Origin of the sequence: Rahnella perminowiae, from assembly GCF_019049695.1 — a bacterium.
Classification (GTDB): domain Bacteria; phylum Pseudomonadota; class Gammaproteobacteria; order Enterobacterales; family Enterobacteriaceae; genus Rahnella; species Rahnella perminowiae.
Genome location: NZ_JAFMOT010000182.1, coordinates 88,526 through 113,058, shown reverse-complemented (window position 1 = coordinate 113,058; position 24,533 = coordinate 88,526). Strand labels below are relative to the sequence as shown.

Genomic DNA, 24,533 nt, shown 5'->3' with positions numbered 1-24,533 from the left:
TATTAAAAAAATATCCTCATTGTAATAAAGCGACAGACAAAACTTAATTTCTCTTGTAGGGGATCGTTACGTTTTTTCTCCGCACAGCAGCATCATTATTATCATTTATAGAAAGCAGAAATAATAAAGGCAGCCTTGTGTCGGGCTGCCTTTATTTTTAGGGCATTTACGTAAGAGAGATTAATTACTTTTTAAACCAAACTTCTCAGTCATTAATTTCTTCAGACTGTCGGACTGCTTACCAAATATGGCATGCACTTCCTGACCGATGATTACCACGCCAATCGCGCCGGTCTGCTGAATAGCGCCGGAGTTCACCCGCCTGAGTTCTTTTACCGTCACCCGCAAACGGGTAATGCAGGCATCAACGTTAATAATATTATCGCGCCCGCCGAGTGCATCAATTAATAACGCCACATCAGTCGGTGGCGGGATCTCATTTTCAGGGCTTTTATTCTTCGCAGAGAATACATGCATAAAGTCTTTAATATTTACCATGATGAACACTCTCTTTCAGGAATGAAAAAAAACGTGCAACCGGAAAAACCTGATTGCACGTGGTTGTTAAAAATAAGAGTTTAAGAAATGGCAGATAAACGGCGCGACAGGATCTGACAACCGAATGCCGGCAGCGTCAGTTTGCGGGGTAATACACCGCCATGCACCATGTCGCGGTAATCATCCGGCAACGTCACCGTCTGACTGTCTGCGGCGTAGTTTTGCAGGAAGATAAATTCATTTTCGCCGTCTGTGCGACGTGCTGCGGTGACACCCTCCGGTAAATCCGTTTCTATCGCCCGCGGCAACTGTATTTCTTTTGCCAGCGCGGTATAAAAATCAGCATGGAATTGCTGATCGTTGCGCGAAGCCAGGTAATAGGCCTGGCCTTTGCCAAACAGATTCACGGTCACCGCCGGGGTTCCCGCGTAGAAATCCTCGCCATACGTTGCCAGTGCTGCCGCGCCTTCAAGATGAATCACTTCACACAATTTGCTGGCACGGTACGGACCGTTTAAGCCCAGCGCGTTGCCTTCGGTACCGCTGACACTGTTGTGCTGGTCATCAGTCAGGCTGTCGATTTCTTCCGCCCAGATCCCCAGCACCGGACGCAACGGCCCCGGGAACCCGCTGAGGAAACACAAATCTGTTTCGTTAACGATACCACTCCAGTAAGTTGCGACAAACCGGCCACCGGCCTGCACGAACGCGGTGATCCGCTCACCGACGCCTGCCCGCACCATATACAGCATCGGCGCAATCACCAGGTCGTAACCGGTTAAATCGCAGTCGGCGTTGATCACATCGACCGCAATGCCCTGCGACCACAGTGCGCGGTAATGTCCGGCGACGGTATTTTCATACTCCAGCCCTTCATTACGCGGCCCGAGGGAATCGTCCATCGCCCAGCGGCTTTCCCAGTCGAAGATAATCGCCACTCTGGCTTCTACGCGGCTGCCTGCCACCGGCGCCAGTGCGGATAAAATCCTGCCCAGTTCAGACACTTCGCGTCCGACGCGGGTATCAATATGCCCGACGTGATCAACCACCGCGCCGTGGAATTTCTCCGAAGAACCACGGCTTTTACGCCACTGGAAATACTGCACCGAATCCGAACCGTGCGCGACTGCCTGCAGGGAGGACAAAATGTGCATCCCCGGCTTTTTCAGTTTGCTAACCGGCTGCCAGTTGGTGAAACTCGGCGTCGATTCCATCAGCACAAAGGGTTTGCCCTGTTTCAGGGTACGCATCAGGTCGTGATACATCGCGGTATACGCCGCCAGACCAATATCGTCTTTGCGGGTGTGCCACATCGGATAACTGTCCCACGAGATAAAATCCAGCACACTGGCCAGTTTCCAGTAATCGTAATCGTAGAAATATTCCATGAAATTGGTGGTCGCCGGTAACGCCGGGTTCTCCGCTTTCAGCGGACGGATTTCCTCACTGTAAAAACGGGCCACCTGATCGGTATTAAAACGACGCCAGTCGAGATTCAGCCCATGAACGCCACTTTCGCCCTGTGGTGATGGTGATTCAATCTGCGCCCAGTCGGTATAAGTGTGGCTCCAGAAAGTGCTCCACCAGGCCTTATTCAGCGCATCCAGTGTGACATAACGGGCTTTCAGCCAGTCGCGGAAACGGGTCTGGCAAAAATCACAATGGCACTCGCCACCGTATTCGTTGGAAATATGCCAGCCGATAACGGCCGGATGATGTGCGTAGCGCTTCGCCAGCGCGCTGTTCATCACCTGAACTTTTTCGGCATACACCGGCGAACTCATGCAGTGATTATGACGTCCGCCATGCAGCGCTTTTACACGGTCGCGCCCCACGCGCAGGACTTCCGGGTACTTTTGCGACATCCACGCAGGACGCGCCCCGCTTGGGGTGGCGAGAAATACCGAAATGCCGTTTTCGTGCAAACGATCCAGCACCTGATCCATCCAGCCAAACGTGAAATGGCCTTCTTCGGGTTCCAGCGCTGACCAGCTGAAAATTCCGACTGACATGACATTACAGCACGCCTCTTTCATCATTTCGACATCACGAATCAGGACATCGGGGCTCTCCAGCCACTGTTCCGGATTGTAATCCGCGCCATGTAACAGGCCGGAAATCTTACTGCTCAGAGGAGGAAATTTCGTCATGCTTGGGTCCTTAGGAACTTTAAGAAATATTCACACCCCGGCCAATCCGGCCGGGGAAAAAGGGATTAATTGAAGACTTTGATGGAAGGAAGAACCTGGCCGTCACAGCTGAACAACGCCTGATTTTCGCGGGCGTTGCCCTCTTTCCAGTGATCATTGATGTAGGTCATACCGGCAGGTGTCGCCCAGCCGGCGCCGTCAACAGCGATCCAGGTCGGTTCCCAGTAGAAAAGGCCCTTGCCGCGATGATCCGGCACGGCCACCAGGCTTTTGATCAGATCGCTGAGGAAATCGGCCTGGCCCTGCACCGTGCCCGGATAGCCGCCGTCTTTGGCTTCTTTTTCCGTGAAACTGTTTTCAGCTGCATCACAGTTTCTGGTGGTATAGCCGTAAGCCACTTCCACGACGATCACGTCTTTGTTGTAGCGTTTGCTGATGTCATCCATATTGGTCTGCAACGCTGAAATCGGGCCATTCCAGTAAGTATAAAAAGACAGGCCAATCACGTCATAAGGCACGTTGCGACGGTTGATTTCATCGAACCACCAGCGGAAGGTATCGTTCTTGGTGCCTTCAGCCAGATGCAACATGATTTTGATATCTGACGGATTTTTTTCGTCCGCGCGGACACCGGTAATCGCCGCATTCAGCAACCCGGCCAGACGGTCAAACTCGCCGCCGCCCGCGCCCCAGCTTTTGCCTTCCGGCCACAAAATGCCGCCGTTCATTTCGTTACCGACCTGCACCATATCCGGTACGGTGCCCTGTGCGCGGAATTTGGCGATCACGTCACGGCTATAATCATGAATGGCAGTTTTCAACTGCGGATAATCCATTTTCTCCCAGCTTTTTGGCTTGAACTGTTTGCCGGGATCGGTCCAGAAATCGCTGTAATGAAAATCAAGCAGGATTTTAAAACCCAGGGCTTTAGCGCGTTTCGCCAGTTCCAGCGTGGTGGCCAGATCGTTATTTCCGCCGCCGTACGGATGGCCCTGTGCATCTTTCGGATCCACCCATAAGCGTAAACGGACGTAGTTAAAACCGTTCTGCCTGAGGATCACCATCGCATCGGTCTGTTTGTGGTTCTGGTCAAAGAACTTGCCGCCGTGTTTCTCCACATCTATCAGCGTCGAGATATCGGCACCCTTGATGAAATCTGCGGGCACGTTAGCGACTTTTTTGATCACCACATCCTGTGCCACACCGGAGAACGACATGGCCAGCAGTACGCAGGCCATTGCGTTTTTATTGAAAATCTTCTTAGAAAATAAAGACATCGGATTATCCTTTTGTACTGCCAGCCGTCAGGCCGGAAACGAAGTATTTTTGTAAGGCGAGATAGAAAATGGCGACCGGTACGGCGATCAGTACCGCCCCTGCGGCGTACATGGTGTAATTAGCCCCCATTTTTTGCGCCACCAGGTTGTACAGGCCAATCGGCAAGGTGTACTTATCCGGTGTACGCAAAATGGTGCTCGAAAGAATGAAATCCCCCAGCGGGCCGGTGAAGGAAAACAGCGCTATCACCGCCAGGATCGGCTTCGACAGCGGCATGATGATTTCGATGAAAATGCGGAAATTGCCGGCGCCGTCCATCCGCGCTGATTCATCCAGATCTTTCGGAATGGCATCGAGATAGCCTTTCATCAGATAGGTGTTCATTGGGATCATGCCGCCGACGTAAATCAGTACCAGCGCCAGATGGCTGTTGATAAGCCCCAGTAATTGCGCCAGCACGAAAATGGCGATCAGCGCCGAAAACTGCGGGATCATCTGCAATAAAAGGAACAGCATCAGCCCGTCTTTCCGGCCTTTAAAACGAAAGCGCGAGAAGGAATAAGCGGTAAAACTCACGCAAATCAGGGTCAGGATCATGGTCAGGAAACTGATTTTCATCGAGTTCCAGTACCAGCCGACATAATTCACTTCACCGTTAAATAAGTCTTTGTAATGCTGGAACGAGACATTCTCCGGAATAATCGACGTACTGAGCAGGCTGTTACCGGCATTGAGTGACGCACCGACTGTCCAGATAAGCGGATAAATAATAATTACCCCCACCATCAGCAACAGTAAATAACTCAGCGCAAGGCGGATAAACCGGTTTCTTTTAATACTGGTGTGTTTACTCATATTCCTTCTCCCGGTTACGCCATATCATCTTGTTTAAATGAATTCGTTGACCGGAATTGCCACAACGCAATACCGACTACAAATATCGACAGCAGAATTGTAATGGTCGCCGCAATAGCATATTGCGAAGATGACATGGTGAGTTTATATATCCACGACACCAGAATATCCGTTCCGCCCGCATTCGAACCGGCCACCGCCGGGCCACCGTTATTAAACAGATAGATGATATTGAAATTATTAAAATTGAAGGTGTATTGCGTGATAATAATTGGCGCAATGGAATATAAGACCAGCGGCAACGTAATGGTTTTGAGTTTCTTCCAGGTACTGGCACCATCCATCGTCGCGGCTTCATATAAATCGTTCGGGATAGCCTGCAATACGCCGGTAGTCATGGCAAACACAAACGGGAAGCCTAACCAGGTCTGCATCATGATCAGCGCTGTTTTGGTCCAGAACGGATCGGTCAGCCAGGCTTTAGGCTCAATACCTAAGGCCGCCAGAATGCCGTTATTAATGACGCCAAATGAATCATTGAACATACCCGCAAATACCAGAATGGTAACGAAACCCGGCACCGCCCACGGCAATATCAGCACGGTGCGGATCAGCGCCTTGAAGCGCAAATCTTTCTGATTCACCAGAATCGCCAGCATGACACCCACCGTACATTGCAGCGTGGTCGCCAGCACCGTCCAGACCACCGTCCATTGCAATACATCCAGCAATGTGGAGCGCCAGATATTGAGCGTGAAAATATTAATAAAGTTTTTGAACCCCACCCAGTCGACTAATTTCGCCGGTGGCGTGTGATATAAATTGTAATTAGTAAACGCGATTGAGAAGCCGAATATAATTGGAAAAACCACCACAAACACCAGTAAAATAAAACCCGGTGTGATCATTAGATAGGGAAAACCTTCACGCAGCAGCAAATGATATTGCTTACGCACGCTGGGTAATTCCATGCCCTGGTCACGGCGTTTACCGTTTGCCCATGCATCGCGCAGGCTCCAGTAATAAAAAGCCGCACCGAATGCGCCAATCAGCAGACTGATAATGCCTTTGGCGAGCAGAAATATCGAATTATCACGCGGTACTTCTTCACCCAGCGTATATAAACCCCATAATCCCTGACGCAGGAAATCATAGAACACGCCGGCGAAACAAATAAGAATGATAAAAAACAGTATTCCCTTGGCCCATTGCCGGTTATAAAACTGCCCAAAACCGGGGATCAGCGCCACCGCCAGCGCCACCGGTGCATGGTGGCTGGCGGAAAGTGGCGCCGGGTTTTCCTCATGAAGACGCATAGACACAAAGATGTTCCTTTCACTGGTGAGGGAGTGAAATCACTCCCTCCTGTCAGACATACGGGGTTTCAGCAAGCGTTACCGGTTACTCGTTGCTGGCTTTCGCCGCTTCGATTTGCATCTGAATATTTTTCACCGCATCGTTGAGCGCGGCATCAACCGGTTGTTTGCCGGTCACACCCAGCTGAATACCGTTATTCGCCGGGCCCCACACTTCCTGCATTTCCGGTACACCCGGCATGGCCGTCGCGCGGGTAGACTGCTCTGCCACCGCGTTGGCTTTTTCATCGTTTTTAATCATCGGATCGTTAACCAGCGCCGTCAGAGCAGGGATTTCCTTGGTCACTTCGTAGCGCACTTTGGCGTACTTCGGCTGGTTGATGAAGGTGATGAATTTCTCCGCCAGCGGTTTTTGCTTGCTGTAAGTTGAAACCGCATAACCTTTCACGCCGAGGAATGAACTCATCGGTTTGCCGTTTGGCAGCAGCGGTAACGCTTTAACGCCATAGTGAATACCCGCCGCTTCATATGGCTGGAAGGCCCACGGGCCGGTGATCACCGCAGCCGCTTTCTTCTCAGTAAACAGCGAGTCGATAGCGTTCAGCCCGTTATCACCGACAATCCCTGCCGGGAATAACCCGTCGGCATAGAATTTCTTCAGATAAGTAATGGCTTCAATGCTGCCCGGTTTGTTCAGGCCGATATCTTCAACGTTGATTTCACCCTTCGCATCTTTACCGAAAATGTAGCCCCCCATGGAAGCCATCGCGCCATAGGCGTAATACACTTCGTCAAACTTGGCTAACAGGCCGTATTTGCCTTTCGCCCTTTCGGCTTTGGAGAAGGTGTAATATTCGTCGAGGGTCGCCGGTGCCTGCGGCAGTAAATCTTTGTTGTAAATCAGCACCAGCGTTTCGACTGCTTTCGGCACACCGTAGGTTTGTCCTTTAAGCTGGAAGGCGTTTAACGCCGGTGGTGTGAAGCTGGCAAGAAACGTTTTGTCGAGATTCAGCGGTGCCAGTAACCCCTGTACCACGGCCGTGCCCAGCTGATCATTAGGGATCACGACGACGTCAGGGCCGATGCCTGCCGGACCATCCAGACGTAATTTCTCCGTTTGTTGTGCATAAGGCGTTTCCTGCACAACGACTTTGACATTGTTCTCTTTTTCAAAATCTTTCACCGCGTCGGAAATACCGGAAGATTTCTTAATATCCTCCCAGATAAGCAGTTGCCCCCCGGCTGCCCGGACGGCCTGGCTGCTCAGACTTAACGACATCAGTACCAAGGCAGTAAGGTGTGTAATTTTCATTGTTGCTCCTGGATGTGAAGGTATAACATTTTTGTAGGGTTTATAACGACACTCAATCTAAAATCTTTGTACCAAACCCCATAAAAGCTGATTTAATACTGATTAATGTCGCCTTAAAAACTATGTTATACGTTAAACTTACAAGCTATAAATCACTACAAAAAGATGCGCATTGTGTGATCTTCTCTCCAAAATTCGAACCCGCTTGTGCAAACGCTTACACAAGGTGGTTATAGTCCGAAACATCAGCGGTATGAATTCTTTATGAGGTCTCACATGTCCAGCATCAGACTTAAAAATGTGGTCAAGCGTTTTGATAAAACAGTGACATTACATGGCATCAATATTGATATTGAAGACGGCGAATTCACCGTTTTCGTCGGGCCATCAGGATGCGGTAAGTCCACCCTGCTGCGCATGATTGCCGGGCTGGAAGAGATTACGGAAGGAGACGTTTACATCGGCGAGCAGCGGGTGAATGACGTCGATCCTTCCCGGCGTGGTGTGGCGATGGTGTTTCAGTCTTACGCGCTGTATCCGCACATGACCATTGCAGAAAACATGGGTTACGGGCTGAAAGTCAACGGCGTGCCGAAAGAAGAAATTCGTCATCAGGTGGAGATGGTCGCCAAAACGTTGCAGCTTTCTCATCTGCTGGACAGAAAACCGAAACAGCTTTCCGGCGGACAGCGCCAGCGAACCGCCATCGGACGTGCGATTGTACGTAATCCGCAGGTATTTATGTTCGATGAGCCCCTGTCTAACCTTGATGCAGAGCTGCGTGTGGATATGCGGTTACACATTTCCAAGCTGCACCAGGAACTGAAAACCACCATGGTGTATGTGACACACGATCAGACTGAAGCCATGACACTGGCCGATAAAATCGTGGTGATGAATTACGGCAAAGTCGAGCAGATGGGCGCACCGATGGATCTTTACTACAATCCGGTGAATCAGTTTGTCGCGGGGTTTATCGGATCACCCAAAATGAATTTCCTGCCTGCTGAAGTGATCCGCTGGCAGCCGGAACAGCTCGAAGTACGCCTGACGCCGGAGAAGACCCTGACACTGGCACTGAGCACCTCTGAACTGTCGGCGGGTGATAAAGTCACGCTTGGGATCCGCCCTGAACATTTGCTGTCGCAGGAAACCGAAAACGTGCTGGAATTTAACTGCGAAGTGGTAGAGCGGCTGGGCAACAGCACGTATCTGTTTGGTCAGTGTTATGGCATTGATGGCTTTAAAATGCTGCTGCCGGGCGACATGGCTTTCAACCCTTATCAGAGCCTGACCACCTGGTTTGATGCCAAACGTTGTATGGTGTTCAGCGAAGACGGCCTGCGCATCAGCGCGCCCAGCCTTTCTCATCTGCATTAATTAATCTTTTCAGGCCGCGTTGCCGGGAGACTTCACCTCCCGGCTGTTTCAGTGTTATATCTCTTTATCATGATTTTCATATGAGAGATTTCCATGCCACTTCACTGCCGGATTCTTGATGATTACCAGAATGTTTCCCTGTCGCTGGCTGACTGGCAGTCACTTGCACCACAGGTGGAATGCCGTGCGCTGACAGAACATATTGCCGACGAAAATGCCCTCGCTGAAACGCTGAAAGATGCCGACATTGTGGTGATTATGCGTGAACGTACGCCATTCACCGCTGCACTGTTTGCCCGCCTGCCCAATCTGAAACTGCTGATCACTTCCGGCATGCGTAATGCGTCGGTTGATCTTGTCGCTGCGAAAAAACATGGCGTGACGGTCTGTGGCACCGGCAGCGGACAGGCCGCGCCGGTTGAGCTGACGTGGGCCCTGATCCTCGGGCTGGCACGGCATCTGGTCACGGAAAATAATGCGCTACGCCACAACGGCCCGTGGCAAAGCACGCTGGGCGTCGGCCTGAGCGGTAAACAGCTTGGTCTGCTGGGGCTGGGGAAAATTGGCCAGAAGGTGGCCCATATCGCGCAGGCCTTTGGCATGGAGGTGTACGCGTGGAGTCATAATCTGACTGCAGAACACGCCGCAGCACATGGCGTAAAATTCTGCACATCAAAAGAAGCGTTACTGCAAACCAGCGACGTGGTTTCCATTCATCTGGTGCTCGGCGAGCGCACACGCGGCTTACTGGGTGCGAAAGAACTGGCACAGATGAAACCCTCTGCCCTGCTGATCAATACGTCGCGCGCCGCCATTGTCGATCAACCCGCCCTGCTCAGTGCGCTGCAAAACAGTCAGTTAGCCGGTGCCGGACTTGATGTCTTTGATGCCGAGCCATTGCCGGCCGATCATCCTTTCAGAACGCAACCGAACGTGCTGGCGACACCCCATCTGGGTTATGTCGCCGACAGTAATTATCAGGTGTACTTCACCGAAGCGGTCGAGAATATCCGGTCATTTCTGGCGGGTAAGCCGCTGCGTGTGCTGGATTAGTGCAAACGTAAAAAAACCGGGTATCCACCCGGTTTTTGCTTTCAGCGGCGACGAAATTACTTGGTTTCGTTGGCTTTGATTTCGCCCATTGCTTTCAGTTTCTTGGACATTTCACGACGTTCTTTCGACAGGTCTGCATTGCGGATGATGTAGTCATCAACACGATCTTCATAGTCGCCGCGCATGCTGGCAATGATCGCCTGAATTTCGTCGATGCTCATGCCTGGTTTGATGTAATCACTCAGGTTATCGAGCAGCAGAACGCGTTTCTGGTTGTCACGGATTTTCTTCTCGTTGTCAGCAATTTCACGTTGTAATTTGTTTTTACGACGGAAAATGCGCACAAACTCCAGAACGTCCTGGAAACTCGGCTTGTTGATATTGTCCATTTTAACACCTTCGATTAAGTTACACAGATTCAGTGACTGACTTGTCGCAACCGCTTGGTCTGCCTTACCGGCAGTTAGCAGGAAGACTAGCAAAGATCGGGCGGTGCGCTCAGATAATCGTCCAATAAGACCATCTTACCCGTTTTAGACCGCAGACAAAAATCCCTTCATGCTTTTGGCGTTTTAACGCTGCTTATTTGAGCGTCTTCTTTTTGCATCGTCATGGTGATCAGGTCTCCCATCGCCCGCAGTTGTTCCGCGACCTGCGAACTCAGCCACACATAGCCGTACACCTGCGCTTCCAGATGGTGTGCGGCATTCATTTCCGCCATCAGCGCTTTCAGTTCTTCTGCAGATTCATTCAGCTGATGATTGATCGTCAGTTCATCACCTTTGGTACCGTTCATCAGCATCAGACTGAGTTTTTCCAGCGTATCGAGCATCAGCCGTTGCGCGCTGCGCAGCGTGCGGGCATTAAGCATCAGGAAATGGCTTTCGCGCGAACTCCAGTAGGCATCGGCCAGCAGTTCAAGAGTACACAACAGATTACGGCTCAGAGTCTGGATAGCGTCAAACACTTCACGCGGAATATGCGATTCCTTACTGGCGGGAGCAAACAGAGAACGCATTTTGACCATCTGCCCCATCGTGGTTTTCATTTTACCGTGCAACTGCGGGCGTTCAAGCATGTTCGGCGACAGCCAGGCGCTGTAAAGTTTATTCAGCGACATCAGGTAATCGGCCATCTGCATGCGCCAGTGAATAAACGCGCGCTGGGGGTAAATACTGGCGAAAAGCAGTGCCAGCAGGGAGCCGAAAATCACATCACCGGAACGCCACAGTGCAGTATTCATATCGCCAGGTCCCGCGCCACACACGACCGCCAGCGTAATCCCAATCAGCAGCGCCATATACGGACGCTTGCCGAGAGTCAGATAACCGCTGACGAACATCACAATCCCGCACCACATCAACATCAGCGGAAAGGAATAGAGTTCAAGCCATAAGGCTATCAACCCTGAGAGTGAACCGAATACGGTGCCGGTGATGCGCTCCAGCACCCGCTGAACCACATTCCCCCAAAAGGAAATCGGCCCCATCACCACCACCATTGTGATCAGCGGCCAGGTGCCTTCAGGGATTTTTGTCAGCCGGACAATCAGGAATGTCAGAATAAACGCCACCGCAATACGCAGGGCGTGAGTGACTCTGTAATTACGGTAAATGATGTTATCCAGCTGAGAAATTTTCTTGTCGAGACGCACGTTGAGCCTGCCGTAAGGCATAAATACAAAGAAGGCGCTAGTTTAGCCGAGTTACCAGAGGGGATCACCCTGGTTTTTATCAGGGATTGGGTACGGTGAGACGGAAAAGCGGACCTCCGGGATTTATTTAACAACCGGCCCTGGATTGTACCAGTATTTTGGAATGGGGTTAAAGGAAGCTTCGGAAGGAAAATACTCTCTTCTCAGTGACAATATCCTTCGGTGCATTTACTGCTTATCAGACGGGGTTTGTGCTTATCTTCTAAGTCTGGTCGCAAAATTAAGAAAATTTATTAACAATAACAAGTCAATATTTTTGAGTAACAGAGTAAATTCCATAGATCGTTATATCTCGTTGAAAATATATGTATTGCAGCACTATCAATTTGTTGACGTAATTTTCACCAAATACTGTAATTGAGCGACACGGATAAGAGTACAGATACAGCAATGCCGGAAGCCTCGGTTTGCCTGTGAAGTATGAGGACATTGAGAGGTCTCTTGGCGACAGGTTGCTGTAGTGTTGAGTAAAATCCAGTCTGACACACCTAGGTAGCCATAACATAATCACATTAATTATGTTAACGCTTGTTAAGTTAACATTTTTAACTACCATTACCTATCAACTTACGGTACGTGTTTTAAGCAGGTTAGAGTGTCCACAAATAAATTACTCGCTAAATATATGGTTGTTGGGCTTTTCAATACAGGGTTAACAGGTATCGTTATATTTTCCCTGATGTATGCCAATGTGAACATTTATTTGGCCAATGCTATTGGCTACGTAGTTGGTATAATATTCAGTTTTATCCTAAATACGCTCTTTACATTTAATTCGACCCCAAGCTTCAGCAGATTGATAAAATTTCTGGTGACTTGCGGAATTGCTTATCTTGTTAACCTTGTTCCAATTAAATGCATATTATTCTTCTTCCCGGATTACACTTTTTTCTCGCAAATCATAGGGATGATTTTTTATACCATAACAGGCTTCCTACTTAATAGATTTTGGGTGATGAAATGAACGATTTTGATATACCGCAGGAATGCGATAATACCCCTCCTAGAATGGAAATTGTGGTTCCATGCTATAATGAAAAAGAAGCATTCCCACACTGCCTAAAAGTATTAGGCGAGGTATTATGCAATTTAATTTCAACGCAAAAAATCGGCGCAGGCAGCAAGATAATTTTTGTTGATGACGGTAGCAAAGACGATACGTGGGATCAGATTAAAGAAGCGTGTCAGAAAAACACTTTTGTCTCTGGGATTAAACTTTCTAAAAACAGAGGCCATCAGAATGCACTGATAGCAGGCTTAGCGAATACAACTGCAGATGTTGTGGTAAGTATAGACGCCGATCTTCAGGATGATGTTCGGTGCATAGAAACGATGGTTGAAAAATATCAAGAAGGTAATGATATTGTCTATGGTGTGAGGGATGATCGCTCCACCGACAGTACATTCAAGAGAATAAGTGCCAATCTGTTCTACTCACTGATGGAAAAGATGGGAGTAAATCAGGTTTCTAATCACGCTGATTACAGACTGATGAGTCGAAAGGCTGTCGATTGTTTGCTTACGTTTAAAGAACAGAATATGTATATTCGCGGAATTGTTCCATTATTAGGATTTAATTCAGCAAGGGTTTATTATTCGAGAGATGACCGGGTAGCCGGAGAATCGAAATATCCATTAAAGAAGATGCTTTCATTAGCTGTAGAAGGCATTACATCGCTGACTATAACCCCACTCAGGATGATATCTGCACTGGGCTTTATTACTTGTCTTATTTCAATAATAACAGCCATTTATACAATTTTTGAAAAAATCACAGGTAGCACTGTTGAGGGCTGGACCTCAGTAATGATTTCAATCATTTTCCTGGGAGGTGTGCAACTGCTCTGCCTGGGTGTGATTGGTGAGTATGTTGGAAAGATTTACATCGAAACTAAAGGGAGACCTCGTTTTTTTGTTGAGGAAAAGCGTGGTGATAACAATGAGTTTAAGTAACAAATTCAGGAGTACTATATTTTTTACAGTAGTACTTTTATTTGTAACTTACCTTACAATGCATTATGTAGGGATGGAAAATAATATATATTATTGGGATTCCAATGGGTACTGGAGATTGTGGCAACAATTCAGTTTGGGTTTTTCTATTGATCCTGTTGGGACACTGTCGAGACTTGCTTCGTCGATAAAAAATGATGATTATAATCTCCTCCCCGTTGCTTTCACCTCCCTGTTTTACGCTTTTGGTGGAGAGGGTAGGCTCACCTATATATTATCGCTGTCCATTGTTTATTTGCTCCCCGTATCACTTCTGTTTTCAGTCCTATTAAAACAATTTTCTGAGAAGCAGTCTGTCTGCTGGACAATTATTTCTCTGGTCCTGCCTGCAACTTTTGTCGCTTTTTGGGCTCCTACGCTCAGAGGTTATCCTGATATTTGCGGTCTCATCTTTGTTATATCAGCGATTATCTATACATGTAAAACAGATCTGTCTGGTAAACTGAATATCAAAAGAGCGATCATCCTTGGTGCTATTTTATGGTCGCCATTTTTACTCAGAAGATGGTATGCCTATACTGTCATTTCAATGTATCTCTCTTTACCTGTGCTGAATTATTTTATTTATAAAGTAGAAGGACATAGTTTTAAAAAAATCTTTAGGATTTGCACCTTCTTTTTTATATCTGGAATTGTATCAATATTATTATCGATAGCATTGCAATGGAACTTGCTTGTCAGAGTGGCAACAACTGATTACTCGTTTATCTATTCTGCTTATCAGTCCAGTGTCGCATCATCTCTTTATAACGTTTTGCATGATATTGGGTTGTACATATTTCCATTTTTTATAATATCAGTAGTCATATCAATTTTTACTAAGAAAACGAAAGAGAAATATTTAGTCATTTTTTCTTTATTTAATTTAGTTTTTAGTTTTTTCATCTTTACAAAAACTCAATCACCGGGTTTGCATCACTGCCTTCCTTTTGCATTATGGGTACTTATCGCTTCAGCCATTTCAATAAAATGGTTCCTTTTCAAACTGAACTCTACCGTCTCTAAAGCCATTCTTGTCTCATTAACAATAATCATCTGTCTTATCATTAATAAGCAGTCCTTATTTAATACAAACATCAATGACTTCTCAAAATATTTGCCTACTAAATATACACCAATGCGTGTTGATAACTATGGCAACTATGTCAGGTTATCTTCTGATATTCAGAGCATGCTACATAGTACTGAAAAACTGACTGTTTTATCATCCAGTGATGTTCTTAACGATAATATGCTCGACACACTTTCAAATCTGAAATTGAGTAAGTATTTGACTGGAATGTCCCAGGTTGATCTCAGAGACGGGCTGAGCATTCCGGCACTGATGTCCAGGTTCATCATCGTTGTTGATCCCGTACAAACACATTTAACGCCATCAGGCCAGCAAGTTATTACAATTCCTGCAAAAGAGTTGCTAAATAATGAGGGGATAGGAAAAGCTTTTAAAAGGATTGGAAATGGCTATCCACTCGAAAAGGGGGCTACCGCCTATGTTTATGAAAGAACGAGGCCGTTTACCTATGATGAAATGATGGATTTCATCTCAAAATATTATGTCAGCTACCCGCAATGGAAAGGGATTTACGACACCAGTCTGTTCATTCCTTATTCAACGGGATCGATTTCTTTAGGTGATGTGTGGGGCAAATTAGACATTGAAGATGATGGAACTCTCTATGGACATCCGGGTGAAAGCCGTCCGACCACAATAACCTGGACGTTAAATGGCATTAATGAACTCCTCATTTCATCAGTCCGGAATACGTGTTCAACAGCTGATGGTGTGGATGTCACCATTTCCGACATGTCTGGAAGACATATATCAAGCCATATCGAGAACAACGGTTCTTCATCTCTTGATGTAAGGAAATTTAATAACATGCTTACGACCCTAACGATAGATAAACATGGTAACCCTTCATGTGACTCTATTATGATCGTTAAAAAATAAACATACTGAGCCTTTGCTAAAACAGCAAAGGCTTTTTTCAACGAAAATCACGCTGATGTTAAAATCTTCCGCACTCCCCTCCCCCCTATATTTATGAGCAATCATAATCCTGCCGCCTGTAAATATAATTCTGAACGGGATAATGTGCTCGTCTTAATATATATGCTGTTACTATCCAGAATAATTTCACCATTTATGGCCGGATCCTTACTAAGCAAATATTTTGAGACAGGTTTTCTCTGTGGAAAAAACGTATCACAAGCTTATTAACATGTTAAAAATTCGTTTACTTACCATTCAATACCTTAAAATTCACAGAGTTCATTTGTCACCGGGAGCCATGATAATGTTATGTAAACAGACAAACCATTTTTCTCCGAGCATTGTTGGCAAACCGGACTCAGCAGACTCTATCTGATAGAATACTGAGTGGCGATACGCCTGGTTGACACACTGGTTTGGACAGTAAAATACATACGAATTTAGGCACAATAAAATTATGTCAGATAAGCCGCAAAAAACGTTCTACTTCCACGATTATGAAACCTTTGGTAAAAACCCGGCGCTGGATCGTCCGGCGCAGTTTGCCGGGGTAAGAACTGACGAAGATTTCAATATCATCGAAGAACCGTTGGTGATTTATTGCCGCCCTTCTGATGATTATCTGCCTGAACCTGAAGCAGTGATGATTACCGGCATCACGCCACAAATTGCCCTGGAGCGCGGTGTGATTGAAGCCGAGTTTACCGCGCAAATTCACCAGGCATTCAGCGTGCCGGGCACCTGCATTGTTGGTTATAACAATATCCGTTTTGACGATGAAGTCAGCCGGAATATCCTTTATCGTAACTTTTACGACCCGTATGCCTACAGCTGGCAAAACGGCAATTCCCGCTGGGATTTACTGGATGTAATGCGCGCCTGTTATGCGCTGCGTCCGGAAGGCATCAACTGGCCGGAAAATGATGATGGCTTCCCGAGTTTCCGTCTTGAACATCTGACCAAAGCCAATGGTATCGAACATGAAAATGCGCACGATGCCATGGCCGACGTTTACGCGACTATCGCCATGGCGAAACTGGTGAAGCAGGCGCAGCCGCGTCTGTTCAGTTTTCTGCTTGAACACCGCAGCAAACATAAACTTAATACCCTGATTGATATTCCTGCCATGGCGCCGCTGGTGCATGTTTCCGGTATGTTCGGCGCTGCACGGGGTAATACCGCATGGGTAGCACCACTGGCGTGGCATCCTGAGAATAAGAATGCGGTGATCATGTGTGACCTCGCCGGTGATATGTCGACGTTGTTAGATCTCAGTCCTGATGAAATGCGTGAACGCCTGTACAGCCGCCGCGATGCTTTGCAGGCCGGACAATCTCCGCTGCCGATCAAACTGGTGCATATCAATAAATGTCCGGTGCTGGCTCCGGCCAAGACATTGTTACCGGAAAATGCCGAACGCCTGGGGATCGACCGTCAGCGCTGCCTGGAAAATCTGCAATTGCTACGTCAAAATCCGCAGGTGCGCGAGAAAGTGGTCGCGATGTTTGCTGAAGCTGAACCCTTTACCCCGTCCGATGACGTGGACGCCCGCCTTTATGACGGTTTCTTCAGCGATGCCGATCGCGCGGCCATGCGCATCATTCTGGAAACCCGTCCGGAGAACCTTCCCGCACTGGATCTGACTTTTAACGATGCGCGCATTGAGCCCCTGTTGTTCCGTTTCCGTGCACGCAACTACCCCGCCACGCTTACCGATGCCGAGCAAAAGCGCTGGACGTTGCATCGCCAGGAGAAACTGACGGACGAACGTGTGCAGGCGTACATTTTAGAGCTTGAATCGCTCTATAACTTGCATGAGGGGGATGCTGAGAAGATAGCGCTTCTCAAGGCGCTGTTTGAATATGGGAAGAAACTGGTGGGTTAATTTTTGGGGATTCCCCAACGACTCCTTCTGGAATAGTGAAAATTTCGGTTTCTCAAAATCAGTTGTCATGCGGCTTTTTGTGCCGAAACCGACGAGAGAGGAAAGTGCTTTTCCTCTCTCGACTCTCCTCGCTTTTTTTACTGCGCGCTTCGCTGGTTACAATGTTTCAGGTGCTATTGCGACAGGCTGGAAATCTTGCCGCTGCGCGGTACCTTCTCTCGGTCTTCGATCCAAAGGTCTCGAAGCCGCTCCGTTCAGCAAGATTTCTGAACCGCCCGCACGATCTTAAATTCAATGGCGGACTGAATTCATCCTCCAGAAATGTGGATTGGCGTGCTCAAAATGGCACCGAATGAACGGTTCGAGACCCAAGGCTCGACACCTGAAATGAGGGAATCGCGAAGCGATGACATTTTACGCCACTCACTATTGCCGGGAAATATGTCCGTCGTGCCTGCGGTAGCGCGTGTTGAAAAAAGCGGGGGGAATGCAAAGGGGGAAAGCACTTCCCCCTTTGTTCGGTTTCGGCGCGAAACGTTAAATAATCACCGTTCGAGAGAAACCGAAATATTCTCGATCAGATTTGAAAAGTCGCAATTGCAACGACCTCTGCAAATTAGAGCCGCCATCTGCAAAGAAAGTTTCCTGCCCTTTTCAAAGGGCAAAAATCACGCTTCCGGTGCTATTTCCCCGCTCATCTGCGGCGGCTGCTTGCGAAACGCTTTGGTGATAAACGCCAGATACCCCAGACCAATCGCTCCCCAGACTAAGCCCAGTGTCATCGAGCTCGATTCCAGATTCAGCCACAACGCACCGACGGTCAGTGCACCAATCACCGGCAGGATCAGGTAATTGACGTGATCTTTGAATGTACGGTTACGTTTTTCACGAATGTAGAATTGTGAAATCACCGACAGGTTCACGAAGGTGAACGCCACCAGCGCGCCGAAGTTGATCAGCGCCGTCGCCGTAACCAGATCAAAGGTCACCGCAGACATCGCCACAACGCCAACCAGCAAGACGTTGAATGTCGGGGTGCGCCATTTCGGATGCACATAACCAAACAGTTTTTCCGGGAATACACCATCGCGACCCATCACATATAACAGTCGGGAAACCCCGGCGTGGGCAGCCATGCCGGATGCCAGAACGGTTACACAGCTGAAACACAGAATGACGGACTGGAAGAACTTGCCTGCCACATACAGCATGATTTCAGGCTGAGACGCGTCCGGATCTTTAAAGCGCGAGATGTCCGGGAAGTACAGTTGCAGGAAGTAAGACACCACCACGAAGATGATGCCCCCGATCAGCGCGGTCAGGAAAATCGCTTTCGGGATCACTTTGCCCGCGTTCGGGGTTTCTTCAGACAACGAACTGATGCCGTCAAAGCCCAGGAACGAGAAGCACAGGATAGTCGCTCCGGTAATCATTGGCACCACATGCGCATTCTCACTGAAGAATGGCTTAGTCGTTGCCAGTGTGCCCATGCCCTCGCCCATGTAGACGCCACGAACTAACAAGCCCAGGAAGACCACCATGATCGCCACCTGCACGACAACAATGATGCTGTTGAGGTTTGCGACGATTTTGATGCCACGCAGGTTGAACGCGGTCATCATGCCGACCAGGGCTACGACAAAGATCCACGACGGCACGCCCGGGAAGATGGCTTCCAGGTAGATTTTCGCCAGCAGAATGTTGATCATCGGCATGAACAGATAGTCCAGCAATGATGACCAGCCGACCATGAAGCCGACGTGCGGGCTGATAGCTTTTTGCGCGTAAGTGTAAGCAGAACCGGCAGACGGGAATCGCTGCACCAGCTTGCCGTAACTGACGGCGGTAAACAGGACGGCAATCAACGCGAAGATATACGCCGTCGCAACGTGGCCATCGGTCAGGCCGGAAACGATACCGAAGGTATCAAAAATGGTCATCGGCTGCAGATAGGCGAGGCCCATCATCACAACCTGAACCAATGTCAGGGTTTTACGCAGTTGTACACGCTGGGTGGCCGGAGCGGCAGTAGCATTAGCAGACATGGTTCAGCCCTCCCTGGATTGCAAATACCGGGCGCTTAAACGCCTCTGAAAGCAACGTACAGGGAAAACTTCGGGAGTTATTACCAGTAAACGGGGGAGTGATCTTCACCTCGCTGAACGCGGAGATGAAGGCTGTGCGAATGTGGCCGCAGCTGAAAGTAGCACCGGCGGGTACCGGTACAGGTTTGAAGTATTGCCCCATGTTACATTTCCTCATAGTGGCGACCGGTTTTAATTTGGGATCGCACACGAACCTTGTTATCTATCCGGATCTGGGTCCGGCCTCTGTTGAATTAGTTGGGTACTGCATATACAAAAAAAATAACCGGCGCCTTTAAGCGTCGGTTATCTGCAGTGCGGCGTATTTTGCACAAATCACGCATAAATGACAACATTCACAGGCGTTGCGTTACAAATTCTTTTCGCGTTCAAAACATTCACGCACAGATCCCCCCTGTATGGGCGTGGCAACACTTAAGGCTTAACCTTTTACACAGTGCCAGGCACGCCCGGGAATCAGGCATTTTTCAGCATCCAGTCGATTTCCGTTTCCGTTACTCTTCTCTCAAATTGCAGAAGTTCATCAGATTTACAGGTGTGATAGACCTGAGAGAAACGCTCCCCGAGGATCTTTTTCAGCGCCGGTTGTTTATCAAAATCATACAATGCATCACTCTGGCGGATAGGCAGCGGAATACCCTCCTGTTCCAGACCGTTACCGGTAACCGGTTCAGGTAATGGCAAATCGTTATCCAGTCCATACAGCATGCCTGCCAGCACCGTGGCAACCACTAAATACGGGTTAGCATCCGCACCCGCGACGCGGTATTCCACACGGTGGTCTGCTGTTCCGCTGCAAGGCACCCGAAGTGCAACGGTACGGTTATTGTGTCCCCATGAAGCCTGGGTCGGCACATACATGCCCGGCTGGAAGCGGCGGAAAGCATTCACGTTCGGCGCCAGTAATGCCATGGATGCAGGCATCAGCGCAATCATTCCGGCAAGGGAGCGTTTCATCAGTTCAGAATCGTCGCCACCGTCACCGGCAAACAGGTTTTTACCGTTGTCATCGAGCACGCTGAGATGGATATGCATCCCGCTGCCCGCGTATTCATCGTAGGGTTTCGCCATAAAAGTGGCGTCCATATCATGATTCTCTGCCACCAGACGCACCAAACGTTTGAGCATCAGGGCGTGATCACAGGCGCGCAGAATATTTTCGCTGTGGTGCAAATTGATTTCGAATTGTCCCGGTGAGGACTCTGCTACCGCCCCGTCCGCCGGTAAACCCTGAATGTGGGCCAGGCGATCAATGTCACTGAGCACATCGGCAAAGTGATCAAGATTATCTACGGAGTAAACCTGAGTATGCATACTGCGTTCCTGCGTCCCCGGCGTACAAGGTGGCTGAATATAGCCTTCGGCATCGCGCTGCCTGTCGAGCAGATAGAACTCCAGCTCTACCGCTACCACCGGAAACAGACCCCGCTGGCGCAATGTTTGCCAGATATGATTAAGCACATTGCGTGGTTCAACGTTAAAGGGAGTGCCATCTTCGTCAAGCATGGTCAGAAGCAGCTGACCGGTATGTTCAGGATCGGAGGCGGAGGGCGTTAAGGTACCGGGAACCGGCACACAGACATGGTCGGGTTCGCCCAGTTCCTGGCCTAATCCGGCTTCTTCCACGACATTACCGAGAATGTCCATGGCGAAGACCGATGCCGGGAAGTAACAACCTTTTTCGAGTTTTCGAAGTGCTGAGACGGGAATGCGTTTGCCGCGGAAGGAGCCATTGAGATCGGTGAGCAGGACGTCGACGTGAAGAGTTTGCGGATGACGCTCCAGGTATTCAGACACTTCATCCTGGAACGCGCTACTTCGCTCTTCAACGTGCTTAGCGAGGGGTTCAGTCCCGCTAATCTCTTTCTTGATTTCTTTCATCAGTTCAGTCGCTTGCATAGGTTTTCCGCCATTTGCTGGTTTCCGGCATATCAGGCCCCACCATGGTGCCAGCCGGCTATCTTTACCGGGTCATCACTGTGTTCAACGCTGTGCTCTCATGGAGTCGGGATCCTCTCAGTTATGCTCAAAAAAACGCTTTTTTTGCTCAAAATAACAGCCATATTATTAACCCTAGCCTCAACATTAATTTTTTGCAACATCTACATTCCCGTAACATATCCGTTTGAAAAGCGAGCATAGCGCTGCTAAATTGGTCAATGAAAGGTCAATATTCTGAACAGAGACGTGCGGGGAGGCGCGTGCTGTCAGTCAATTCATCTACTCAACGAGGCGGTATTATGGGCAATATATTTTCCACGGCATCTGCGGGAAAAGAGACGCGCTACAGACCGGTCATTGGGGTAGTCATGTGCGAAAACACGGTTGATGAAAACCCTGCCCTCACTGTCCATGAAAAGTATCTGGACGCTATTTTCAACGCCGATGCCCTTCCGGTTTGTTTGCCGCATGAACTGGCGGCTCGCGAAGGCGCGATAGATCAGATTCTGCGCGGTCTGGACGGCATCTTCCTCACCGGCAGCCCCAGCAATATTGAACCTCATCAGTACGGTGAAGAAGGTGTCGAGGAGCTGGCCGATCCCGGCCGCGACCGCCTGAGTTTACAACTCATACGCGCAACGCTGGATAAGAAGATCCCGCTCTTTGCCGCCTGCCGCGGTTTGCAGGAGCTGGTGGTGGCCACCGGCGGCAGTCTGCACCGCAAAGTACAGGAGGTGCCGGGCTATATGGATCACCGCGAAGATACCAGCCTGCCACATGACAATCAGTATGATCTCGTGCATCCGGTGCATATCGAACCGGGGGGCTTACTTTCAGAATTACTACCCGATTATCAGCAATTTCAGGTGAATTCTCTCCATGGTCAGGGGGCTAACCGTCTGGGTGAAGCACTGACCGTGGAAGCGCGCGCACCGGACAATCTGGTGGAAGCCGTGAGTGTCCGCAATCATCCGTTTGCCCTTGGTGTGCAATGGCATCCGGAATGGCACAGTCTGACTGACCCGGTGTCGCGTCAGCTGTTTAACGCTTTTATCGCTGCCTGTCGCAAGGGCCATCAGGCCCGGAGCGTACGAGAGGAATAAACGGATGAGCGAAGTCAGTCTGGCGCCTGGTCGCCGGCTTTCTGAAATTCGCCAGCAACTCGGGATGTCACAACGCAAAGCCGCCGAGTTGTCTGGCCTGACACACAGCGCCATCAGCACCATCGAACAGGATAAAGTCAGCCCCGCCGTGAGTACGTTGCAGAAGTTATTGCGGGTTTACGGGCTGTCACTTTCGGAGTTTTTCGCCGAAGAGCATAAAAGTAACGCGCCGCAAATCGTGATTAATGCGGCGGATTTAATCGAAATCGGCAGTCGTGGCGTCTCCATGCGAATGGTGCACAACGGCACGCTAAACCACAGTGTCGCCATGCTGCTGGAGACCTATCAGCCCGGCAGCACCACGGGCGACAAAATCAAACATCAGGGCGAGGAAGTCGGCACCCTGTTAGAAGGAGAAATCATCTTAACCGTCAATGGTCAACGTTACCCGCTGCGTGCGGGACAAAGTTATGCCATTAACACGGCTGACCCTCACAGTTTCAGTAATATTTCGTCGCGGATTTGCAGGATTGTCAGCGCACATACGCCTAATACCTTCTAGTTGTCACCGGCTCAGTACGTGGCAACGGGAACCTCAGGAAGGATGTCATCATGAGTGCCCAAACAGGAAGTCCCCGCGTGGCCGGGGTGCCACATACCGACAGCTACTACGCCAGTTCCGTCAACAAACACGCGCCGTGGCCGGAACTGACAGACAATATTGAGTGCGATGTTTGTATTGTCGGTGCAGGCTATACCGGCATTTCGTCTGCTTTATATTTGTGTGAGGCCGGTTACGACGTGGTGGTGCTTGAAGCCGCGCGGGTGGGCTGGGGGGCCAGCGGGCGCAATGGCGGCCAGGTAGTCAACTCTTATAGCCGCGATATTGATGTGATCGAAGACCGCTACGGACGTCAGACCGCGGATATGCTCGGCAGTATGATGTTTGAAGGTGCGAACATTATTCGCCAGCGTATCGACCAGTATGCCATCGACTGCGATTATCGCCCCGGCTGTATTTTTGCCGCGCTGAGTACCCGTCAGTTGTCGAAGCTGCGCGAACAGCAAAAGTTATGGAACCGTTACGGCCACACTCAACTGACACTGCTGGATGAAACCGCCGTGCGTCGCGAAATCGCCACCGATCGCTACGTGGGCGGGCTGCTGGATAAAAATGGCGGTCATCTTCATCCGCTGAATCTGGTGTTGGGTGAAGCCGAAGCGGTGCGCCGTCATGGCGGACGTATATATGAGGGCTCCGCTGTCACGCGCATTGATCACGGGGAACCGGCATTAGTGCACACAGCCCGAGGTCAGGTGAAAGCCAAATATGTGATTCTGGCGGGTAATGCCTATCTGAGTCAGCAACTGGCGCCCCGCCTCACACGTCTGAGCATGCCGTGTGGCTCGCAGATCATCGCAACCGAACCCTTGTCCGATGACATGGCGCTGTCATTGTTGCCCAACAATTATTGCGTAGAAGACTGTAATTATCTGCTCGATTATTTCCGCCTTACCGCTGATAAGCGAATGCTGTATGGTGGCGGCGTGACATACGGCGGCAAAAATCCGCCCAATATCGATTCAGTGATCCTGCCCAAACTCAACCGTACTTTCCCGCAGCTTAAGGGCGTGAAGATCGATTATCGCTGGGGCGGCAATTTCCTGCTGACGTTATCACGCCTGCCGCAGTTTGGCCGGCTGGAAAATAACATTTATTACATGCAGGGTGACAGCGGGCATGGCGTTACGCTAACGCATCTGGCCGGAAAGCTCATCACCGAAATGTTGCGTGGCGATGCTGAACGCTTCGATGCGTTTGCGCGTTTGCCGCACATGCCTTTCTTCGGTGGCCGCAATTTTCAGGTCCCGTTTACCATGCTGGGCGCAGCCTATTATTCTCTGCGCGATCGCTTAGGCGTCTGACCCTTTTATCC

Annotated in this window: 19 protein-coding genes; 9 read left to right on the top strand and 10 right to left on the bottom strand. The window is 49.4% G+C overall.

From position 1 onward, the window contains the following. Positions 1 to 180 precede the first annotated feature (180 nt). From J1781_RS17090 to J1781_RS17065, 6 genes are all read right to left on the bottom strand, one after another. The gene (locus J1781_RS17090; RefSeq protein ID WP_129952565.1) at positions 181 to 498 is read right to left on the bottom strand and encodes a PTS sugar transporter subunit IIB; all 318 of its coding nucleotides are present in this window, start codon (positions 496 to 498) and stop codon (positions 181 to 183) included. 80 nt (positions 499 to 578) lie between these two features. Further along, complete coding sequence (locus J1781_RS17085; protein WP_217219311.1) at positions 579 to 2,648, bottom strand: beta-galactosidase; 2,070 nt, start codon at positions 2,646 to 2,648, stop codon at positions 579 to 581. Positions 2,649 to 2,713: 65 nt separating this feature from the next. Continuing rightward, positions 2,714 to 3,865, bottom strand: a complete 1,152-nt coding sequence (locus J1781_RS17080) for a glycoside hydrolase family 53 protein (RefSeq protein ID WP_238483568.1) — start codon at positions 3,863 to 3,865, stop codon at positions 2,714 to 2,716. A 64-nt stretch (positions 3,866 to 3,929) separates the two neighbouring features. Further along, complete coding sequence (locus J1781_RS17075) at positions 3,930 to 4,781, bottom strand: sugar ABC transporter permease (protein ID WP_129952562.1); 852 nt, start codon at positions 4,779 to 4,781, stop codon at positions 3,930 to 3,932. A gap of 14 nt (positions 4,782 to 4,795) precedes the next feature. After that, positions 4,796 to 6,097: a carbohydrate ABC transporter permease gene (locus J1781_RS17070; protein ID WP_129952789.1), complete on the bottom strand. Its 1,302-nt coding sequence runs from the start codon at positions 6,095 to 6,097 to the stop codon at positions 4,796 to 4,798. Positions 6,098 to 6,182: 85 nt separating this feature from the next. After that, positions 6,183 to 7,409, bottom strand: coding sequence for an extracellular solute-binding protein (locus tag J1781_RS17065; RefSeq protein ID WP_129952561.1), 1,227 nt, complete (start codon positions 7,407 to 7,409; stop codon positions 6,183 to 6,185). Between the two features lie 276 nt (positions 7,410 to 7,685). Between J1781_RS17065 and J1781_RS17060 the strand changes: the two genes are divergently transcribed. Further along, the gene (locus J1781_RS17060; protein ID WP_129952560.1) at positions 7,686 to 8,789 is read left to right on the top strand and encodes an ABC transporter ATP-binding protein; all 1,104 of its coding nucleotides are present in this window, start codon (positions 7,686 to 7,688) and stop codon (positions 8,787 to 8,789) included. A 93-nt stretch (positions 8,790 to 8,882) separates the two neighbouring features. Then, on the top strand, positions 8,883 to 9,842 hold the full coding sequence (locus J1781_RS17055; RefSeq protein ID WP_217233918.1) for a D-2-hydroxyacid dehydrogenase family protein: 960 nt from the start codon (positions 8,883 to 8,885) through the stop codon (positions 9,840 to 9,842). A gap of 56 nt (positions 9,843 to 9,898) precedes the next feature. Here the strand turns inward: J1781_RS17055 and J1781_RS17050 are convergent, their stop codons facing one another. Further along, complete coding sequence (locus tag J1781_RS17050; RefSeq protein WP_013574907.1) at positions 9,899 to 10,231, bottom strand: DUF496 family protein; 333 nt, start codon at positions 10,229 to 10,231, stop codon at positions 9,899 to 9,901. A 167-nt stretch (positions 10,232 to 10,398) separates the two neighbouring features. Then, the gene (locus tag J1781_RS17045) at positions 10,399 to 11,496 is read right to left on the bottom strand and encodes an FUSC family protein (RefSeq protein ID WP_129952558.1); all 1,098 of its coding nucleotides are present in this window, start codon (positions 11,494 to 11,496) and stop codon (positions 10,399 to 10,401) included. Between the two features lie 685 nt (positions 11,497 to 12,181). On the opposite strand from J1781_RS17045, the gene J1781_RS17040 reads away from it, so the two are divergent. The 4 genes from J1781_RS17040 (at position 12,182) to sbcB (ending at position 17,447) form a co-directional block, all read left to right on the top strand. Next, on the top strand, positions 12,182 to 12,520 hold the full coding sequence (locus J1781_RS17040; protein WP_129991271.1) for a GtrA family protein: 339 nt from the start codon (positions 12,182 to 12,184) through the stop codon (positions 12,518 to 12,520). Continuing rightward, positions 12,517 to 13,509, top strand: coding sequence for a glycosyltransferase family 2 protein (locus J1781_RS17035; protein ID WP_217233917.1), 993 nt, complete (start codon positions 12,517 to 12,519; stop codon positions 13,507 to 13,509). The genes J1781_RS17040 and J1781_RS17035 overlap by 4 nt, the downstream gene beginning before the upstream one ends. Continuing rightward, positions 13,496 to 15,520, top strand: a complete 2,025-nt coding sequence (locus J1781_RS17030; protein ID WP_217233916.1) for a hypothetical protein — start codon at positions 13,496 to 13,498, stop codon at positions 15,518 to 15,520. Before J1781_RS17035 ends, J1781_RS17030 begins: the two co-directional genes overlap by 14 nt. A gap of 499 nt (positions 15,521 to 16,019) precedes the next feature. Further along, complete coding sequence (gene sbcB, locus J1781_RS17025) at positions 16,020 to 17,447, top strand: exodeoxyribonuclease I (RefSeq protein WP_217233915.1); 1,428 nt, start codon at positions 16,020 to 16,022, stop codon at positions 17,445 to 17,447. A gap of 668 nt (positions 17,448 to 18,115) precedes the next feature. Here the strand turns inward: sbcB and J1781_RS17020 are convergent. Continuing rightward, positions 18,116 to 19,492, bottom strand: a complete 1,377-nt coding sequence (locus tag J1781_RS17020) for an APC family permease (RefSeq protein ID WP_129952554.1) — start codon at positions 19,490 to 19,492, stop codon at positions 18,116 to 18,118. 516 nt (positions 19,493 to 20,008) lie between these two features. Further along, positions 20,009 to 21,433, bottom strand: a complete 1,425-nt coding sequence (locus J1781_RS17015) for a glutamine synthetase family protein (protein WP_217233937.1) — start codon at positions 21,431 to 21,433, stop codon at positions 20,009 to 20,011. Positions 21,434 to 21,792: 359 nt separating this feature from the next. Here J1781_RS17015 and puuD point away from each other — a divergent pair, with 359 nt between their 5' ends. The 3 genes from puuD to J1781_RS17000 are packed head-to-tail and all read left to right on the top strand — an operon-like array spanning position 21,793 to position 24,522. Beyond that, positions 21,793 to 22,596, top strand: coding sequence for a gamma-glutamyl-gamma-aminobutyrate hydrolase (gene puuD / locus J1781_RS17010; protein ID WP_129952552.1), 804 nt, complete (start codon positions 21,793 to 21,795; stop codon positions 22,594 to 22,596). A gap of 4 nt (positions 22,597 to 22,600) precedes the next feature. Further along, complete coding sequence (gene puuR / locus J1781_RS17005; RefSeq protein ID WP_129952551.1) at positions 22,601 to 23,158, top strand: HTH-type transcriptional regulator PuuR; 558 nt, start codon at positions 22,601 to 22,603, stop codon at positions 23,156 to 23,158. Positions 23,159 to 23,208: 50 nt separating this feature from the next. Beyond that, a complete protein-coding gene (locus J1781_RS17000) occupies positions 23,209 to 24,522 on the top strand; it encodes an NAD(P)/FAD-dependent oxidoreductase (protein ID WP_217139115.1) in 1,314 nt (437 codons plus the stop codon). Positions 24,523 to 24,533 lie beyond the last annotated feature (11 nt).

Excerpts from the sequence above, each read along its gene's own strand:
- J1781_RS17090 (WP_129952565.1), bottom strand. The coding sequence starts at position 498 with ATGGTAAATATTAAAGACTTTATGCATGTATTCTCTGCGAAGAATAAA.
- J1781_RS17085 (WP_217219311.1), bottom strand. The coding sequence starts at position 2,648 with ATGACGAAATTTCCTCCTCTGAGCAGTAAGATTTCCGGCCTGTTACAT.
- J1781_RS17080 (WP_238483568.1), bottom strand. The coding sequence starts at position 3,865 with ATGTCGTTCTCCGGTGTGGCACAGGATGTGGTGATCAAAAAAGTCGCT.
- J1781_RS17075 (WP_129952562.1), bottom strand. The coding sequence starts at position 4,781 with ATGAGTAAACACACCAGTATTAAAAGAAACCGGTTTATCCGCCTTGCG.
- J1781_RS17070 (WP_129952789.1), bottom strand. The coding sequence starts at position 6,097 with ATGCGTCTTCATGAGGAAAACCCGGCGCCACTTTCCGCCAGCCACCAT.
- J1781_RS17065 (WP_129952561.1), bottom strand. The coding sequence starts at position 7,409 with ATGAAAATTACACACCTTACTGCCTTGGTACTGATGTCGTTAAGTCTG.
- J1781_RS17060 (WP_129952560.1), top strand. The coding sequence starts at position 7,686 with ATGTCCAGCATCAGACTTAAAAATGTGGTCAAGCGTTTTGATAAAACA.
- J1781_RS17055 (WP_217233918.1), top strand. The coding sequence starts at position 8,883 with ATGCCACTTCACTGCCGGATTCTTGATGATTACCAGAATGTTTCCCTG.
- J1781_RS17050 (WP_013574907.1), bottom strand. The coding sequence starts at position 10,231 with ATGGACAATATCAACAAGCCGAGTTTCCAGGACGTTCTGGAGTTTGTG.
- J1781_RS17040 (WP_129991271.1), top strand. The coding sequence starts at position 12,182 with ATGGTTGTTGGGCTTTTCAATACAGGGTTAACAGGTATCGTTATATTT.
- J1781_RS17035 (WP_217233917.1), top strand. The coding sequence starts at position 12,517 with ATGAACGATTTTGATATACCGCAGGAATGCGATAATACCCCTCCTAGA.
- J1781_RS17030 (WP_217233916.1), top strand. The coding sequence starts at position 13,496 with ATGAGTTTAAGTAACAAATTCAGGAGTACTATATTTTTTACAGTAGTA.
- sbcB (WP_217233915.1), top strand. The coding sequence starts at position 16,020 with ATGTCAGATAAGCCGCAAAAAACGTTCTACTTCCACGATTATGAAACC.
- J1781_RS17020 (WP_129952554.1), bottom strand. The coding sequence starts at position 19,492 with ATGTCTGCTAATGCTACTGCCGCTCCGGCCACCCAGCGTGTACAACTG.
- J1781_RS17015 (WP_217233937.1), bottom strand. The coding sequence starts at position 21,433 with ATGAAAGAAATCAAGAAAGAGATTAGCGGGACTGAACCCCTCGCTAAG.
- puuD (WP_129952552.1), top strand. The coding sequence starts at position 21,793 with ATGGGCAATATATTTTCCACGGCATCTGCGGGAAAAGAGACGCGCTAC.
- puuR (WP_129952551.1), top strand. The coding sequence starts at position 22,601 with ATGAGCGAAGTCAGTCTGGCGCCTGGTCGCCGGCTTTCTGAAATTCGC.
- J1781_RS17000 (WP_217139115.1), top strand. The coding sequence starts at position 23,209 with ATGAGTGCCCAAACAGGAAGTCCCCGCGTGGCCGGGGTGCCACATACC.